Here is a 14,496-nt window from a genome sequence, read left to right on the forward strand (position 1 = left end):
AAAGTTACCTTTGGTGCCAATGCGCAGTCGGATGGTGCTTCCCATCGCTGTTGCCCCCAGATTTTTTACTCAATGCTAAAAATCCGGGGAAGTGATAATTTAGAAGCTTGCAGTGGGCTTCTCGCTTATAACTTTTTACATCATCAAAGAATCCCACTGCAACAGCGATCGTAAGATCTAATGAAACGCAAAGCGGCCTTCACCTTGGAAACTCCCCGCTTTACACAACCGTAACTGGAATCGACAGCTCCGACAACTGACTGCGAATCGGGTCCGACAACCGTGAATCCGTAATAATCTCGGACACCTGCGATAATTTCACGACATGCGTAAACGCCTGCTGCCCAAATTTGCTCGCATCCGCCAGTAAAATCACGCGGTCTGCAATGCTGACCATTTTCTGCTTCAAACGAGCTTGCAGCTCATTCGATTCACTAATGCCACGATCCAGATGAACCCCCTGGCTGGAAAAAAACAGCTTATCCACATAATAGGTTTCTAATGAACGCTCCGCGAGCGGGCCTACAAACGACAGTGAACGTTGAAGCAACTGTCCCCCCGTCGAAATGACCTCGATTTTTTCCTTACCCGCCAGCTCTGTAGCTACCCGAATCGAATTCGTTAATATAGTCAAAGGGATATCCGGCAAACTGGACGCCATATACCAGGCAGTCGTGCTGGCATCCAGCAAAATACGATCATGCGGCTGAATCTGCTTGACCGCTTCCTCGGCAATCCGGCGCTTTTCCTCTGCGTTCATAATTTCACGTACCGCATAGGGCGTTTCGGGCTGCTCGTTTTTGACACTGACCGCTCCCCCATGCGAACGACGCAGTCGTCCCGCCTGCTCCAGGCGATCCAGATCGCGGCGAATCGTTTCCTCCGTTACTTTGCACAGCTCACTCAATTCCGACACCCGTATGCTTCCTTTTTCATTAACGAGCTGCACAATCATCTCATATCTTTCTGCGACCAGCATGGCAATCTCACTCCACATCTTTAATGTACAAAAAGTCCCGCCACCCGCCGGAATCGCCCATAGGCATCCTCCCACGCTTCTGACTCGGCAGGTTCATATTCCTCCACGGAAATAGAATCCGCGATGACCCGGCGTGCTTCCCATATATCGGCGAACTTTCCCTGTGTCATCCATTGTACCGCAAGATTGCCGATTGCGCTCGCTTCTGCGGGTCCCGCCCACACTGGTTTTTGAATCGAATTGGCCGTCCATTGGCATAGCAAGCGATTTTGAATCCCCCCGCCGACCATATGCAAACCATTAAACCGTTGTCCTGACACTCGTTCCGTAAGCTCCAAAATGTAACGGTACTTTAACGCCAGACTTTCCAAAATACAGCGTGTGATCTCTCCCGGCGTCTCCGGCAAGGGCTGTCCGGTATTGCGGCAATATTGGCGGAGACGTGTTTTCATATCCCCGGCATGCAGAAACAGTTCATCGTCCGGGTCAATGAAAGAAGTGAACGCCGGAGCCTGCTCTGCCATATGAACCAGCTCGGGGAAGGAATAGGAGCTTCCCTGCCGCTCCCACTCTCTGCGCGCCTCCTGTAAAATCCACAAGCCCATGATGTTTTTAAGCAGCCTGTAAGTTCGACCGACCCCACCTTCGTTCGTAAAATTGAAACGAAGCGTATCGTCATTGATTACAGGCTGTGCCGTTTCCGTTCCCATCAGGGACCATGTTCCGCAGCTCAAGTACGCAAACGAGCGCTTCAGCGCAGGCACGGCAGCCACAGCAGATCCCGTATCATGCTCTGCTACTGCAATCACAGGAATCGCTCCAATGCCCAGATCGGTCATGACCGACGAGCGGATGGTTCCTGCAACATTTCCTGGCTCCAGTACCTCTCCAAACCAGGAACGGGGAATGTTGATTCCAGACAAAAGCTCATCATCCCATTTTTGCTGCAACGGATTATATAATTGCGTGCTGGTCGCATTAGAGAACTCATTGTACATTTCACCTGTCAGAAAATATCGCAAAAGATCAGGAATCATCAAGAAATGCTCTGCCTGCTCCAGTAACGGCGATCTTGCTTTTCTCATAGCAGCCAGCTGATAAATCGTATTAAACGTCAAAAACTGAATGCCTGTGCGCTGAAAAATAAACTCTTTTCCCAGCCGTCCCTGTATTTCTTCCATCACCCCGTGGGTGTGCCAATCCCGATAATGATAAGGGTTACCCAGCAGTTCTCCCGTTTCCCCAATCAATCCAAAATCGACCGCCCAGGAGTCAATCGCAAGGCTGGACGGATTTACTCCCATATGCTTGGCTTTGAGCAATCCTTGCTGAACCTCGTGATACAGACGCAACATATCCCAGTGCAGACGTTCCCCAACCTTGACCGGATCATTCGAAAAGCGATGGATTTCCTCCACCACTATACGTGAATCTGTCAATTTTCCGAGCAGAACCCTGCCGCTGCTTGCCCCCAAATCATAAGCGAGGATGCTCACCAGCTTGCACCACCCTTGCCTCTTTGCAAAATCTGCGTGCCATACTCAGACGCTAAGTAGGCCTTCATCGGGTCAACAGGTAATCCTTGCTCTTCACGGATCGCTTTGAGCAATGGTGCCACATCAAACTCAAACGCTTGGCGCACGGCATTCTCCGCACCCAGCACATCCTGACGGCTCGCCGCTTCCTCCACCTCTGCATGATTGATCAGGAGTGCCTTCGCATATTGAGTCTGCACATTCAGTACCGAGCGAATCATGGCCGGGATTTTTGGTTCAATATTGTGCGACTGGTCGATCAAGTAAGCGATCTTATCCACGGTTTGACGGACATCCGCCTCTACATCCTGAGCCGCATTTAAAATCTGATAAAAGATCAAAAATAACTCATACGGATTTGCGGAACCTACGATCAGATCATCATCCGCATATTTATAGCTGTTAAAATGGAAACCACCTAGTCGCTTCTCATCAATTAGAAACGCGACAATATGCTCCACGTTGGCTCCCGGCAAATGATGCCCTGTATCCACAAGCACCTGTGCTTGCGGCCCCAGCTTGGTCGCGTAATTGTACGCCATGCCCCAATCGGCAATATCCGTATGATAAAAGGCCGGCTCGAACGCCTTGTATTCAATCAGCATGCGCATGTCAGGCGTGAGCGCCTTATACATTTCACTGAGCGCCTCCAGCATCCAATTTTTCCGTTTGCGAATGTCCCCCTGACCGGGATAATTCGTTCCGTCTGCGAACCATAAGCTAAAATCGTTGGAACCCGTTTCCTTCGCAATATCCACGCATTCCAGTAAATGGTTTGTAGCCTTGCGGCGGATTGCCGGGTCTACATTGGTGACACTGCCGAGCATGTAGTCCTCGTCTTGAAACAGATTCGGGTTAACCGCCCCAAGCTGCAGTCCCAGGCTTTCGGCATGACTGCGAAGCTTGCCGTAATTGTCTACTTTATCCCACGGGATATGAATGGCAACCGATGGACATAAGCCTGTCACGGCATGAACCTGCGCGGCATCCTCCAACTTTTCGAACGGATCACGCGGCACGCCCGTTTTCTGAAAGACCTTAAACCGTGTACCTGAGTCGCCATATCCCCAGGAAGGTGTTTCTATGCTAAGCGCTTTCAGCTTTGTCTTTACTTGCTCCAGGTCTATGCCTCGTTGTTGCTGTTGTTCCTCGAATAAGGCGTACGCTTTGTCACTCATCGTGGTTCCTCCTTGGAAAATGAAGTGAGTTATGATGGAGGCCGCTTCGCTGCTGACCATCCATAAAGTCTTCTATTTTAAAATGTTAGCTACCTCTCTTCGCTTCCTAGCGTGTAAAGGCTGCGGGGACGCCGCCGTCGATGGTTAGCATACAGCCTGTCGTTTTCTCTGCCTTGGAGGAGGCGAAAAAGGCAATGCCTTCTGCGATATCCTGCGGGTAAATGTTGACCAGCAGCGTCGTCCGCTTGCGGTAATGCTCCTCCAGCTGGTCTGGCTCGATGCCGTAGGCAGCGGCGCGCTCATTGCGCCAGTTGGAGTTCCAGATCGCTGAGCCTTGCAGAATGGCATCCGGCAAAATGGTGTTCACGCGGATACCGTATTCGCCACCTTCTGCGGCTATACAACGGGCCAGATGCGCTTCCAGCGCCTTGACCGAGCTGTAGGCCGTTACATTTTTACCTGCGTAGACCGAGTTTTTCGATCCGACAAACACCATGCTGCCGCCAAGTGTCTGTTCCTTCATGAGCTTGAACGCTTCCCGCGCCACCAAAAAATAACCCGTTCCCAGCACGTTTACATTTAAATTCCATTCTTTTAATGATGTTTCGTCGAATGGACTGGAGGTGGCTAGCCCTGCATTGTTGACGATGATATCTACACCACCATAGGTCAACGCCGTTTCGGCATAGGCAGCTTGAATCTGTTCCTCCTGCGTCACATCCATTTTCACGGCAATCGCACGGTTTTCGCCATAGCTACCATTCAGCTCAGCGGCTACCGCTTGCGCACCTTCCAGATTGAGGTCTGCCAGTACAACATGCGCGCCTTCATCCACCAGACGACGTGCGGTTGCACTGCCGATTCCGCCTGCACCGCCTGTAATGAACGCAATTTTGCGTGAAAATTCCGCTTCTGCTGGCGCAAGTGACAGCTTATAAAGCTCAAGCGGCCAGTATTCCACGTTGTATGATTCGTTTTCACTGAGCGAAACAAACTGTCCTAACGCCGTTGCCCCGCGCATGACAGCGATAGCACGATGATACAAGGCGCCACTCACCTGTGCATTGCTCCAGCTTTTGCCTGTGTTGATCATACCAATACCAGGAATCAAAATCACACGTGGCGCAGCCTCAAACATAACATCTCCCTCATGCCGATTGTGTTCAAAATAAGCTTGGTATTGTTCCTTATAAGCTGCGATGCCCTCAGCCAGTTTCACCTGTAGGCCTTCTACATCCTCTACGTCCGGCGTCCAATCCACAAAGAGCGGTACCATCTTGGTGTAAACCAAATGATCCGGACACGCTGCCCCGACCTGGGATAAAGCAGCAGAATCCTTACCGTTCACAAACTCCAGCACGTCCTCTGCATCATCAAAGGTAAGGATCATCTTTTTCTCATCACTAACCGCTCCCCGAACCGATGGCATCACACGAGATGCAATGCTGCGGCGTTCCTCGGTAGTAAGCGCTTTATATTTTGCGCCTCCAAACGCCTGCTTTTCTTCTTGACGAGCTTTAATATAACTTTCTGCTTCTTGGATGATTTCAATCGTTTTCACATAAGCCGCTTCGGATGTGTCTCCCCACGTAACCAGACCATGCTTTTCCATCAATACCAATTCAGCTTGTGGATGATCGAGTACGCCTTGGGCAATCATTTTCGACAGCTTAAAGCCAGGACGGATATAAGGCACCCATACAAAACGGTCACCGAAAATTTCTTTTGCGATTTCCTTGCCGTTGTGCGCACAGCACAAACTGATAATCGCGTCCGGATGTGTATGATCCACATGTCTAAAAGGCAGAAAAGCATGTAATAGCGTCTCAATTGAAGCACGCGGGTGCTTGGCATCTATCATACAGTTCGCCAAATATGCGACCATATCCTCGTCAGACATATCTTCCCTTTCAAACAAAGGACGAATATCCTCCATACGAAGCCCTGTGAAGTTATGCGCTTTCATTGTTGCGAGATCGGAACCGCTGCCCTTAACGTACATCACTTCTACTTCACGTCCACGAAAATCTTGTATCGTCGTTTTGGCCGAAGTGTTGCCGCCTCCCCAGTTGCACACACTCCTATCTGTGCCAATAAGGTTAGAACGGTATACGAGCTGTTCCAGCGTGTTTTTCTGCTCAGATGCTTGTGAAGAATTCCACAGACTTTGTACCATAGGAAAAAGACCTCCAAGTTCTGTTTTAGTTTTGAAATGCTTTATTACAGTGGTTATTTTTGTTTATGGAGACTATAACACTTTTGTTTTAATTTGAAAATACGTAATACAAAAATAATCAAAAATAAATTTCAATTTTGAATAACCTGTAAAACGGATATATTCATCTGTAAAATGATAATTGCCACGTAAAAAAGAAAGCGCTTTAATTAATGTAAGTTTGGAAGGCAATCCGGAGCCGCCTCATTCAAATTGCACCTAGCACAACTTTCTCAGTGAATCGCGAATACCCAATAAGCTAATCGTGGTTCTTCAGGAAGTTGTGCTGCTGATTTTATCCTCTATACGTGCCGAATAGGCATCTTAAGAGGTATACGGAGGGATGAGTATGGTTACACAGGCAGGCATTTGGAAACAGCGTTTGGGTTATGGAGTTGCCGATTTTGCATGTAACTTGATTTGGCAAATGATTACGCTGTATTTAATGTTTTTCTATACGGATGTCATGGGTCTACAGGTACTTGCGGTCAGTGCGTTGCTGTTAGTTACACGCGTTGTGGATGGTGTGGCAGATGCCATTATGGGAATTATTATCGACAAAACCCGTACGCGCTGGGGAAAATCACGTCCTTATTTTCTGTTTGGCGCCATTCCGTTCGGTATTTTGGGTATCCTTACTTTTTATGTGCCTGATATCGGCCCTGTCGGTAAACTGATTTACGCGTATTTCACTTATATGGGGTTATCACTGGCTTATACCATGGTCAATATTCCGATGGCTTCCATTTTACCGAGTCTGACTCGTGATGGACAGGAACGCACGGTGCTCGCGACCACCCGCATTATCTTTTCCTTCATTGGAGCGACGGTGGTTAGTGTCTTGACAATGCCGCTTGTACGTATGTTGGGTAACGGCTCACAGGCACACGGGTTCTTTTGGACCATGGTCATTTTTTCAGTCGTGGGCATGATGTTATTTTTTGTAACCTTCAAAAATGTAGAAGAAAAAGTAAAGCTGCGTCAGGAGAAAGTGACGGTCGCTCAAACCTTTTCGGCGCTCAAAGGAAATACCCCTTGGTACATCTTCGCAGCCAACATCATCTTTATGTTCGGAGGCATGTTTTTTCATCAAGGCAGCTTGATTTATTATTTCACGTATTATGTGAATCGGCCCGATCTGATCGGTCTGATCGCAGGGATTGGCTCCTTAGTTCCGATTATCGGCACCTTTGTCACCCCGTTACTGGCCCGGCATATGTACAAACGTAATTTATTTCAGATTGCAAGCGCCATCACTTTGGCAGGCATGCTGATTATGCTTATTTCTGGCACCCATATCTTCGGTTTAATAGTCGGTGCCGTCATTTCGGCCTTAGGAAACGGCGTTCGATCGGCGATCTACTTCTCCATGCAGGCGGACCCGGTGGATTACGGGGAATGGAAATCCGGTATCAGCGCAGCAGGCTTTATTTCCTCACTCAATGGTTTTATCGGGAAGGTAGCTTTGGCTTTGGCAGGTGCTGTTTCCGGTGTATTTCTAACGTGGGGGAATTATGTTCCTAATCAAACGCAAAGCGCTTCCGCTCTGTTCGCCATTCAACTGAATTATCTCATTATTCCATTGATGCTGACGATTGTGTCGATGATTATTATGTATTTTTATCGTTTGGATCACATTTTTCCACAAATCCGTAACGATATTCAGGAACGTAATCTGGCACTGGATGCTGCTGAGGGTAAAAACACTCCAGATGTTCACGGAAATAAAGAGTCCTTTCCTCAATCTGTTTAATGATCCTAAAGGAGGCATTCACATGTCAGATAGATCAGATAGATCCCCTATTCAGCAAGCTACAAAAACAACGATTGTACGTAACGAGGCTTTTATCCAGCAAGCGGTTCAAGCACTACCGCCATTGAATAGGTCCACTGTCCAGCCACAGCGAATGGTCGAGATCGTCCATAATCCAGACGCGATGCATGGCTGGACAACGCATCCGGTTCCATCCATTTCCACGCTGTTGCAGCAGCATTATGGAAAGGGGGATGAGTTTATTCTAGACTTTGGCACGCATCAGGTGGGATATCTGTCCTTCTCTGTTCGTCCAGTCGGTAGTCCACCGGATGCGCCGCTTCATCTCAAGCTGACTTTTGGCGAGATGCCTGTTGAAGTCGCTGAACCTTTTTCTAATTATACGGGCTGGATTAGCAGTTCATGGTTACAGGAGGAAACAATATATATCGACGTGCTGCCGGGTGTCATTGAGTTACCACGCCGTTACAGTTTTCGTTATGTGAAATTTGAAATTAAAGATACATCTATGAAATATCGGGTAGCCTTCGATAACGTACAAATTCAAGCCGTGACCTCGGCAGATGCTTCAGAGCTTATCCCGCTGGAACATGCTGATTCACTCCTGCGGGATATTGATCAAGTGAGCATCCGTACTCTGCGAAATTGTATGCAGGAAGTATTCGAGGATGGCCCTAAGCGAGACCGACGATTGTGGTTGGGCGATTTGCGACTTCAGGCGTTGGCAAATTACGAAACCTATGGCAATAACGAGCTTGTCAAACGCTGCCTCTACTTGTTCGCAGGAGTACCCGATGACCGGGGCCAAGTCTCAGCCAATCTGTTCATTACACCATCACTTATCCCGGATGATACGTATTTGTTCGACTATTCTTTATTGTTCACCGTCAGTTTGTATGATTACTACAGAGCCACTCAGGACAGCAGCACCTTGCAGGAGCTATGGCCGACCGCCTACTGTCAGGTGGAACTGGCTCTGGAGCTTCTAAATGAACAGCATCTTTTACCGCATAGCGACGATTGGTGGTCTTTTATTGACTGGCATGAGCAACTGGATAAGCAAGTCCCTTCACAAGCCATACTTATCTACACCTTAAAACGAGCTATTCAATTGGCTGAGCAGGTTGATCCTGACAAGATTCAGTTCCTGAATCAGCGCTTAGAGGACGTTATGACAGCAACACTTGTCCATTTGTGGGATGAAAAACAAGGCTTCTTCGTTAGTGGTCCCGACCGCCAAATTTCGTGGGCCGGGCAAATCTGGATGGTTTTAGCCGAAGTGCTGGATGCAAAGCAAAACGCAGCTCTAATGCAACACTTGCTGTCTGAGAAACCCGAAATTGGCCTGACAACACCATATATGCATCACTATTTGGTTGAAGCTTTGCTGATTACGGGTGATCGGGATGGGGCTGTGCAGCACCTCAAATCCTACTGGGGAGGCATGCTGCGGGACGGAGCCGATACGTTCTGGGAGTTGTACGATCCCCATAACAAAGCCTTTTCACCCTACGGCAGTTATCTGATCAACAGCTATTGTCACGCGTGGAGCTGCACCCCAACCTATCTAATTCGTAAGTATAAGCTTTAACATATAATGAGGCCGTGCCGGGATCGGGTGATAAGAACCTTTCCGACGCGGCCTATTGGAAGGTAAATCACTTAATTGCCCTCGTCTGATCAATAATAAAAATCAAGTTTCTTCTTATCCGTGATAGCGCTGCCGATTGCAAGAATACCAAAGCATATTGCTACGAATCAAATACGCTCTGTTCCAAAGGAAGAAGGCTCAGGGAATATCAAGTCGTTTTTTAACGACTGCAGGTACACCTGCAGCCATAGTAAATTCGGGTATATCGTCTTTGACAAATGCTCCGCCACCAATCACTGACCAACAACCGATGTGACGCTTCTCCCGTACCGAGGCTCCAATGCCAATATAGGCTCCATCATCTAGGGTTACATTACCTGCCAGATTCACCCCTGGGGATATGGTTACATAATCACCAATAACCGCATCATGGCTGATGCTGACACTCCGATTGATAATTACATGATTTCCGATCTTAATATTGTCAGAGATGACAGCCCCCTCAAAGATCATGCTTCCCGCCCCAATGACATTTCTTCGAGACAGGCGAACATGAGGGTGTATTAGCGGGGCTGATATACGAAATCCTGATCGAATGGTATCATAAGCAAATCGCTTCTTCAATGCCGGGTCCCCCACTCCAGCGCATAGGAGCTCTACCTCATGTTTTAACAATTCTATATCAGCCAACGTCCCCAGTACAGGAACGCCATCTACCACCTGACCTTTCGTCTCAGGCCGTTCGTCTAAAAACCCTACCACTTGAATTTCCAGCTCTTCACATAACCAATTAATCTCCCTGGCATGTCCTCCCGAGCCCCAAATGACAATTTTTCTCATCTCGTTTTCTCTCTTCCTAAGCTCCCGAGTACTTTTACAATTCTTTGAACGTTTGTCTCGTTCAACTCTTCCCACAAGGGTAGGCTGACAATATGTTTTGCAATATACTCGGTAACATCAAGCGTAGAGTGGGGATAACTTTGGAACTGCTTCTGCTGATGGCATGCTGGAGAAAAGTAGGTTCTGACTTCTATGGAATTAGAGGCTAGTAATTCAACAACTTCTTGATTGCTGTGGGAGCCTGGACTAAGGATGGATATAAATTGGTGAACCACTGATCCTTGTAGTTTTTGTATAGACCATCCTTGTTCTAATAAGCCTGCTCGGCACAGTTCTTGAAGATAATTTTCGTAGATGGTCCTTCTATTCTCCCGTACAGCCTTGAATTGATCGAGAGTGGCTAAAGCGATAGCAGCGGTATACTCGGATATCTTACTGTTAAGACCTTGGATAACAGACTCCCTGCTGCTGGAGAAACCAAAATTCCCCGCCTGACGAATTCGCTTAATGAGATCCTGGTCCATACTATATACTAGGCCACCCTCTCCAATACCGAAGGATTTGGTGGCATGAAAGCTGTATACGACGGCTCCTCCGAAGCCTTTTCCAAAATGTGCGTCTTCTTCTTCCGAAGTCATAGTTCCGAAACTAGCAGCAGCATCGATGACTACCGGAATTCCTTGCTCCAGCAGCTTATTGTATACGGATAAATCAATGGCTGTACCGAAAGTGGCATAAGGAACGATTACCGCAATCTCATCCCCCAGCAGCTTGACTGTCTGCTCTAACTGCTCCCTGTTCATTTGCCAATTCTCCGGTTCAATGTCAAGGAAGTAGGGAATAAGGCCGCACCACTCAGCAGCAAGTGGAGTAGCAGCAAAAGTAAAGCTTGGCATAACCGCATATTTGCCCTGGGGTCGCTTGCTTTGAGAAATCGCCAGAATCAACCCGATGGTAGCGTTATGAACGGTCACTGCTGAACCGGTTCCATCAAACATTTGATTAATGACTTGCTCTTCAAAACGTTTATTTAGGGGACCATAATTGGAGTAAATCCGACTCTCTTCTATTTTCTCGAAATTAGCAATAAATCGCTCCTTTTTTACTAAATTAGGTCGTAAGAAGGGAATTTCAAACATGATCCAGCCTCCTTCGCACAGGGGATGAGTAAAGCCAGAATGTTCAGTCTAACGTGGTTAATATCGTTTCAATTCGCTCGACATCTGAAACAAATTGTGGGAGACCCTTTATACGTTCATGATAAGAATGAAGAGCAGTTTTAAACAAATCGTTAGTATCCAAAAATCCGTCATCTCTTGAGGCAATCATAATATCCAACCATTCCGTGAACGCCTTTGGACCAAGTGTTTGATTATTTTGATTAGGATGTATTCGAAAATAGCTTAGCTCTTCAGAAATATAAACGGCTTTTCCTTTGGATAGTAAAGTCAACCAAGAAGCTAAATCATTAAGAAGAGAATACTGTCTCCCTTTATATATTCCAAAGCGTTCGATAAGATCTGTTTTTTTAAATAACACTGTCGTGGGTTCACCAATCACATTTAAACACCGGGTTAATGCAACGTTTGCCAACATTTTTCCGTCCATGATTCTAGTTTCATCGTATAGCCTTTTCGTTGCATAGTTCGGTGGGATAAAAGCCCCTGATTCATTCATGGTTTGTCGATAACTGGTAACGAGTGTGATGTTTTCGAAATTTCGAAAAAAATGGATCATTTTTTCTATTTTTTCTTTATGAAACACGTCATCATCCATCAAGTAATTGATGTATTCCCCTGATGCTAAGTCAAAACATTTGTGCCAATTTTCAAGAAAAAGATTCTTCTCATTTTTATGATATTGGATTTGGGGAAACGAATCTAAAAAAGGATCAAGCATCTCTTGTACTTCAGGAGTGGTACTGTCATCACAGATAATGATTTCGATATTCGGGTAAGTTTGTTCCAATGCACTTTCGAGGGCGATTTTTAGTGTATGAGGTCGGTTATATGCAGGGATAACTATACTTACTAATGGGTATTCCAAGTTCCTCCACCTTTCTTTTGTGCTTCTTCTTGAAGAACTAACGAAGGTGCCTCAAGATATACACCTAAAAAGTCTGATGTATTCATTGGTTTCAACGTGGGTAACCTTTTGCTCACATACACATACATATATATTACTGGAAAATAAAATGATGATTAAAAAATGGAACGGTTTAACAAAAAATCCCGTCTGAATCGACACTTCGCTCTCGTCGGTGTTCGAAACCCGTAAAGGAGAATGATCATGCCACTGGATTTCACTCCACTATTGACAGCCCATATATTTGTATCAAAAAAGATTATCAAGGAAGATTTAAAGGAATTAATAGAGAAGTTAGAAGAAAATCACATCACAGTGACTTTGTATCAGCCTGATGATCCAATATTAGACAACAGCGTTCACAAACCGCGAGTCTACGTTTCATTGGGAGAAGAGTGGGGAGCATTTACAACACTAAAATTGATGCCTTTTCACGAAAAAAAACGCTGGTTACACTTCCAATCACCAAACGAGATTCGGCCAATAAATTTATTTTTCTGCTGGCTCAAAGCAACAGATCCTCTCCCGGAGAATAGGATGATTCCTTCAACCCAATTTTCTTCAAACACACCTTTAATATCCGTCTTTACTGCCAGTTACAGGTCAAAAGAAAAAATTCAGCGACCTTATCAATCCTTGTTGAAGCAGACTTATCAAAATTGGGAATGGGTAATTGTGGATGACTCCGATGATGAAGATGAGACATATAAGCAATATTTACTGCCTCTAAAGGACCACCGTGTGCGGAGATATCGCCAAGACTCCCGCAATGGCTATATAGGTGCAATCAAAAGGTATGCAGCAGGCCTATGTACAGGGGAAATTTTAGTTGAAGTCGATCATGATGATGAGTTAACTCCTGACTGCCTAGAGAAAATCGTTAAGGCATTTCAACAAAACCCTGAATGTGGCTTTGTATATGGAGATTGTACTGAGGTGTATGTAGGGAATCATAATGCTCATTGGTATGGTTGGGATTGTGGATTTGGTTACAGTATTCATTATCGAGTCTGGCTGCATAAAATGAACAGATGGCAAAATGCGCAAAAACATACAACCATTAATGCACAAACCATTCGTCATTTGGTCGGTTTACCAAATCATCCACGTGCATGGACGAGGGACTGTTATCATCTGATCGGAGGACATCGCGATGAACTGCTGGTAGCAGATGATTACGATATGCTGGTTCGAACGTTTCTTTGTACAAAATTTGTAGCTATTCCCGATTTGCTATATATCCAATATCGTAATGAAAATGGAAATAACACCACCTTCCTTAGAAATAAGCAGATTCAGGTTCTTGTAAGAGAACTAAATAGAAGCTATCTTCAAAGAATTTATATGAGAATGAAGGAACTTGGTTTACCAGAGCAATTGCCTTATAGTCGTATATGGGAGACTTCTACAAATGCTCCTGCTCGGAAATCTGCTCATGTTATTCAAGAAGACACTTCTAGATCGTCAATATTGTTCCCTATTCCCTATTCCAGTCCTGAAAAAGAGAATATCCAATTATTAAAGAGTCTTCAAGAGGGCATTGAAAACAACTTTAAGGAGACAGAAATTGTGGTTGTAGGCCGTGTTCCCAATGAAGTTGAAACCTATGCTTCCAAAGCTCCCATGGGAGCCATACGATGGTGGCCAATGGAACCAGATGATTCCTTAGAAACTTGCATTCAATATGCAAAATTTATTGCCTCTTGTAAAGAAAAAGTAGTTGTATTGCCGTAAATCTCAACAAGGATAATCAGAACACTAGATAAAATTATTTCTACAGTTAGCGCGTGCCGATACTTAATCGGCGCGCGCTGTTTGAGTTTAGCTTGAAAGCGCTGAATTATAAAAGTAAATGTTCTTCCACAGCTTGATGTATCCCTGCTTCTGACTTACACTGGTGAGGATACAACTTTTCTGTTTCGAGATGTGAAAAGAAAATCCCCATCTTTTCGGCGACCTTTCAATAGCTTTCTGCCTCCACATATGCACTTCCAAGCATTCATTTCCTCATGTCACCACAAGTTTTTTTCGAGTGTCTACTTGAAATGGAACTTCGACAAATTTTTTTAGCGTTCATGCGACAAAAAAATGGCCCAAAGGTTATAATTAACCTTTGGGCCATTTAAATTTACATATACCTTAACTTTTGATTAGAGAAGGCCTTGAGGTCCTTGAACTCCTTAAGGGCCTTGAGGTCCTTGGTCTCCTTGAGGTCCTTGAACTCCCTGATCACCCTGAACGCCTTGTGGTCCTTGGTCACCTTGAGGTCCTTGAACGCCTTGTGGTCCTTGGTCACCTT

Annotated in this window: 10 protein-coding genes; 3 read left to right on the forward strand and 7 right to left on the reverse strand. The window is 45.8% G+C overall.

Features of this window, described 5'->3' with window-relative positions:
* Positions 1 to 220: 220 nt before the first annotated feature.
* From AC6EJC_RS16985 to AC6EJC_RS17000, 4 genes are all read right to left on the reverse strand, one after another.
* Positions 221 to 979, reverse strand: coding sequence for a DeoR/GlpR family DNA-binding transcription regulator (locus tag AC6EJC_RS16985; RefSeq protein ID WP_444954978.1), 759 nt, complete (start codon positions 977 to 979; stop codon positions 221 to 223).
* Between the two features lie 20 nt (positions 980 to 999).
* Complete coding sequence (gene rhaB / locus AC6EJC_RS16990) at positions 1,000 to 2,475, reverse strand: rhamnulokinase (protein ID WP_444954979.1); 1,476 nt, start codon at positions 2,473 to 2,475, stop codon at positions 1,000 to 1,002.
* Positions 2,472 to 3,692 (reverse strand): L-rhamnose isomerase, encoded by a 1,221-nt coding sequence (gene rhaI, locus AC6EJC_RS16995; RefSeq protein WP_444954980.1) that lies wholly within the window; start codon positions 3,690 to 3,692, stop codon positions 2,472 to 2,474. Before rhaI ends, rhaB begins: the two co-directional genes overlap by 4 nt.
* 106 nt (positions 3,693 to 3,798) lie before the next feature.
* Positions 3,799 to 5,868 (reverse strand): bifunctional aldolase/short-chain dehydrogenase, encoded by a 2,070-nt coding sequence (locus AC6EJC_RS17000; protein ID WP_444954981.1) that lies wholly within the window; start codon positions 5,866 to 5,868, stop codon positions 3,799 to 3,801.
* A 388-nt stretch (positions 5,869 to 6,256) separates the two neighbouring features.
* Here AC6EJC_RS17000 and AC6EJC_RS17005 point away from each other — a divergent pair, with 388 nt between their 5' ends.
* Both AC6EJC_RS17005 and AC6EJC_RS17010 read left to right on the forward strand, forming a co-directional pair.
* Positions 6,257 to 7,660 (forward strand): glycoside-pentoside-hexuronide (GPH):cation symporter, encoded by a 1,404-nt coding sequence (locus AC6EJC_RS17005; protein WP_444954982.1) that lies wholly within the window; start codon positions 6,257 to 6,259, stop codon positions 7,658 to 7,660.
* Between the two features lie 22 nt (positions 7,661 to 7,682).
* Complete coding sequence (locus AC6EJC_RS17010; protein ID WP_444954983.1) at positions 7,683 to 9,272, forward strand: alpha-L-rhamnosidase-related protein; 1,590 nt, start codon at positions 7,683 to 7,685, stop codon at positions 9,270 to 9,272.
* 198 nt (positions 9,273 to 9,470) lie between these two features.
* Here AC6EJC_RS17010 and AC6EJC_RS17015 read toward each other — a convergent pair whose 3' ends face one another.
* From AC6EJC_RS17015 to AC6EJC_RS17025, 3 genes are read right to left on the reverse strand one after another with little or no spacing between them, the layout of a single operon-like run.
* On the reverse strand, positions 9,471 to 10,112 hold the full coding sequence (locus AC6EJC_RS17015) for an acetyltransferase (RefSeq protein ID WP_444954984.1): 642 nt from the start codon (positions 10,110 to 10,112) through the stop codon (positions 9,471 to 9,473).
* Positions 10,109 to 11,251 (reverse strand): DegT/DnrJ/EryC1/StrS family aminotransferase, encoded by a 1,143-nt coding sequence (locus tag AC6EJC_RS17020; RefSeq protein WP_444954985.1) that lies wholly within the window; start codon positions 11,249 to 11,251, stop codon positions 10,109 to 10,111. Before AC6EJC_RS17020 ends, AC6EJC_RS17015 begins: the two co-directional genes overlap by 4 nt.
* 43 nt (positions 11,252 to 11,294) lie before the next feature.
* A complete protein-coding gene (locus AC6EJC_RS17025) occupies positions 11,295 to 12,158 on the reverse strand; it encodes a glycosyltransferase family 2 protein (RefSeq protein WP_444954986.1) in 864 nt (287 codons plus the stop codon).
* 243 nt (positions 12,159 to 12,401) lie between these two features.
* Between AC6EJC_RS17025 and AC6EJC_RS17030 the strand changes: the two genes are divergently transcribed.
* Entirely contained in the window at positions 12,402 to 13,931 is a 1,530-nt protein-coding gene (locus tag AC6EJC_RS17030) for a glycosyltransferase (RefSeq protein ID WP_444954987.1), read from the forward strand.
* Positions 13,932 to 14,496 lie beyond the last annotated feature (565 nt).

Source organism: Paenibacillus sp. TY11 (assembly GCF_059772165.1).

Coding starts and splice junctions, on each gene's coding strand:
- AC6EJC_RS16985 (WP_444954978.1), bottom strand. CDS start 979: ATGCTGGTCGCAGAAAGATATGAGATGATTGTGCAGCTCGTTAATGAA.
- rhaI (WP_444954980.1), bottom strand. CDS start 3,692: ATGAGTGACAAAGCGTACGCCTTATTCGAGGAACAACAGCAACAACGA.
- AC6EJC_RS17000 (WP_444954981.1), bottom strand. CDS start 5,868: ATGGTACAAAGTCTGTGGAATTCTTCACAAGCATCTGAGCAGAAAAAC.
- AC6EJC_RS17005 (WP_444954982.1), top strand. CDS start 6,257: ATGGTTACACAGGCAGGCATTTGGAAACAGCGTTTGGGTTATGGAGTT.
- AC6EJC_RS17010 (WP_444954983.1), top strand. CDS start 7,683: ATGTCAGATAGATCAGATAGATCCCCTATTCAGCAAGCTACAAAAACA.
- AC6EJC_RS17015 (WP_444954984.1), bottom strand. CDS start 10,112: ATGAGAAAAATTGTCATTTGGGGCTCGGGAGGACATGCCAGGGAGATT.
- AC6EJC_RS17020 (WP_444954985.1), bottom strand. CDS start 11,251: ATGTTTGAAATTCCCTTCTTACGACCTAATTTAGTAAAAAAGGAGCGA.
- AC6EJC_RS17030 (WP_444954987.1), top strand. CDS start 12,402: ATGCCACTGGATTTCACTCCACTATTGACAGCCCATATATTTGTATCA.